Genomic DNA, 3,126 nt, shown 5'->3' on the forward strand with positions numbered 1-3,126 from the left:
CTGGCGGGTTAACCCGCCAGCAATAGGGTAGTAATGTTATCAAACGATGTTATTTCAATAGTAATGAATAGACTAGATACTAATGATAAGAAAAATGATTTTCTTTCATTTATGATTGATAACAGAAATGCCCTTATATCTTTGAAAGATATTTTTAGTGAATTAAATATAATCACTAAATAGTAATTTTAAAGAGAGTTATATAAAAGATAAGAAATAGTATTAGAAAGAAGGGAAAGAATATGTGTACAGCAGCAACTTATAAAACGAAAGATTTTTATTTTGGAAGAACATTGGATTATGAATTTTCATATGGAGATGAAGTAACAATAACACCAAGAAACTTTGAATTTAAATTTAGAGAAGTAGATGACATTAAGAGTCATTATGCGATAATTGGAATGGCATTTGTTACTGAAGATTATCCATTATATTACGATGCAATAAACGAAAAAGGGTTAGCAATAGCAGGTTTAAATTTTGTTGGAAATGCTCATTATAAAGAAAAACAGGAAGGAAAAGATAATGTTGCTCAATTTGAACTGATACCATGGATTTTAAGCCAATGTTCAAATGTAAATGAAGCTAGAAATTTGATTGAAAAAATGAATGTGTTAAATACTCCATTTAGTGATAAATTACCATTAGCTAGCTTACATTGGATTATTTCCGATAGCACACAATCAATAACTGTAGAGTCTGTTATTGATGGAATAAAAATATATGATAATCCAGTAGGGGTATTAACTAATAATCCATCTTTTGATAAGCAAATGTTTGCCTTAAATAATTATATGTATTTATCACCTAAATCTCCAGAGAATAAATTTAGTAAAGAATTAGATCTAAGTTTATATAGTAGAGGAATGGGAGCAATAGGTCTACCAGGTGATTTATCATCGCAATCAAGATTCATAAGAGTAGCGTATACTAAATTAAATTCTTTTTCTAAAGAAGATGAAAAATCAAGTGTTAGTCAATTTTTTCACATTTTAGGTAGCGTTGATCAACAAAGAGGATGCTGTGATTTAGGTGATGATAAATTTGAAATAACAATTTATACATCTTGCTGTAATGTAAATAAGGGAATTTATTATTATACAACATATGATAATCATCAAATAACAGCAGTTGATATGCACAAAGAAAATCTAGATAGTAATGTACTTATTCGTTATCCTTTGATAAAGGAAGAACAGATAAGAACTCAAAATTAATGTTTATCTATAAAGAAGATAAAAGTATTACATATAAAAATGAATTAGTATGAGGAGAAAAAATATGTGGATGGCAGTAAAAAGAGGAATTGTTGTAGCAATAGGTTTATTAATACAAATTCTATTAACATTATTTATATATTTAAAATTTGGAGAATTTATAAGTATTATTCATGTAGTTTATGGTTTACTTAGTATTATAATTGTTTTAATGATTATCAAGTATAGTAAAAGATTAAGTAGCGATTTAATATGGATATTACTGATTATGCTTTTTCCATTAATTGGAACACTTCTATATATCATACTTAGTAATAATATGAAAAGAAGTAAAGTTTTAAAGAATATTAATGAAAATATAGAAAATGGTCAAAAATACTTAATACAAGATGAATTTATAAAAAAAGAAATCGATACTAAAAATTTAGGACAATTAAAATATATAAGTGAATTTGCAGGATTTCCTGTAACGAAAAACAATGAGATAAACTATTATTCTCTTGGTGATGACGTTTATCCTGTTATGTTAGAAGAACTAAAAAAAGCCAAAAAATTTATTTTTATAGAATATTTCATTATTAATAATGGTACTATGTGGCAAGGAATTTTAGATATATTAAAAGAAAAAGCAAATTCAGGACTAGATGTAAGAGTATTATATGATGATATGGGTTCTTTTGCTATGCTACCTAGTAATTATCCAAAGTTACTGGGGAAATATGGAATAAAATGTATGCAATTTAATAAATTATCGCCATTTGCAGGTATTATTATGAATAATAGAGATCATAGAAAAATGATGATAATTGATGGACATACTGTTTTTTCTGGTGGAATTAATATTTCAGATGAATATATAAATATAAATAGTAAATTAGGAGTATGGAAAGATAATGGAATTAGGATAAAAGGTGAAGCTGTTTGGAATTTTACTGTTATGTTTCTAGAAATGTGGAATTCATTTAAAAAAGAAGATAATGATTATAATAAATACAAATATAATTTTACTGAAAAGTATAAGGAAAATGCTTTCGTTGTACCTTATGGGGAAAGTCCATTAGATGATGTTATAACCGGCGAAGATATTTATCTAAATATTATCAATCAAGCGAAAAAGTATGTTTATATTTATACACCTTATTTAATTATTGATACAGATATGATAAATAGTTTAATCTTAGCTGCAAGAAGAGGAGTAGATGTCAGAATTGTTGTTCCTGGAATACCCGATAAAAGAATTGTATATGATTTAACCTCTTCTTATTTTTATACATTAATTAAAGGTGGAGTAAAAATTTATACTTATACGAATGGTTTTGTACATAGCAAAGTATTTTTATCCGATGATGAAATAGCAACTGTAGGAACAATAAACTTAGATTATAGAAGTTTATATTTACATTTTGAATGTGGTATTTATATGAAGGATACAAATGTAATAAAAGATATCAAAAAAGATTTTGAGGATTCCTTTAAAGAATCACATAAAGTAGATGAAAGAGAAGCAAAAAATGGTTTATTTAAAGGACTATGGCAAGCTATTTTAAGATTATTTGCTCCAATAATGTAAACGATATAATAAAATTAGATAAATAGAAAATTATAATTTGTTGAGAAAGTGTACATTTGTAAATGATGTGAGACCAAAAACAGGAGAGAGAATTTCCTGTTTTTGGTCTCACATCAATTGTATCTCTACAGGGAAAGTTGAAGAATTTGACGGTATTTCTTTGATTGTTTGGACAGCCGATAATAAGATAAAAGCATTGAAAGAGTTTGGCTGTAATTGTAATAACTACAATCCTTACAAAGAGAGTGAAACACCATTGTTTAGAGATGAAAAAGTGAATTGGTTTTAAGGTGATTACTATGGATATAGATAGATTTTTCAAAACAGTTTTATCACAAA

3 protein-coding genes and 1 pseudogene are annotated in these 3,126 nt (G+C 26.4%); all 4 read left to right on the forward strand.

The genetic code is table 11. The features are described from left to right. Nucleotides 1-33: 33 nt before the first annotated feature. A complete protein-coding gene (locus HMPREF3045_RS09325; protein ID WP_158520603.1) occupies nucleotides 34-183 on the forward strand; it encodes a hypothetical protein in 150 nt (49 codons plus the stop codon). Nucleotides 184-242: 59 nt separating this feature from the next. Continuing rightward, a complete protein-coding gene (gene bsh, locus HMPREF3045_RS06495; protein WP_070606383.1) occupies nucleotides 243-1,217 on the forward strand; it encodes a choloylglycine hydrolase in 975 nt (324 codons plus the stop codon). 70 nt (nucleotides 1,218-1,287) lie between these two features. Beyond that, nucleotides 1,288-2,787 (forward strand): cardiolipin synthase, encoded by a 1,500-nt coding sequence (gene cls / locus HMPREF3045_RS06500; protein ID WP_199792156.1) that lies wholly within the window; start codon nucleotides 1,288-1,290, stop codon nucleotides 2,785-2,787. A 124-nt stretch (nucleotides 2,788-2,911) separates the two neighbouring features. Beyond that, nucleotides 2,912-3,076, forward strand: a pseudogene (locus HMPREF3045_RS09115) (nuclear transport factor 2 family protein); the annotation flags it as partial. Nucleotides 3,077-3,126 lie beyond the last annotated feature (50 nt).

The sequence above is a fragment of the Anaerococcus sp. HMSC075B03 genome (assembly GCF_001815585.1).
Taxonomy (GTDB): domain Bacteria; phylum Bacillota; class Clostridia; order Tissierellales; family Peptoniphilaceae; genus Anaerococcus; species Anaerococcus vaginalis.

Coding starts and splice junctions, on each gene's coding strand:
- bsh (WP_070606383.1), top strand. CDS start 243: ATGTGTACAGCAGCAACTTATAAAACGAAAGATTTTTATTTTGGAAGA.
- cls (WP_199792156.1), top strand. CDS start 1,288: ATGGCAGTAAAAAGAGGAATTGTTGTAGCAATAGGTTTATTAATACAA.
- HMPREF3045_RS09325 (WP_158520603.1), top strand. CDS start 34: ATGTTATCAAACGATGTTATTTCAATAGTAATGAATAGACTAGATACT.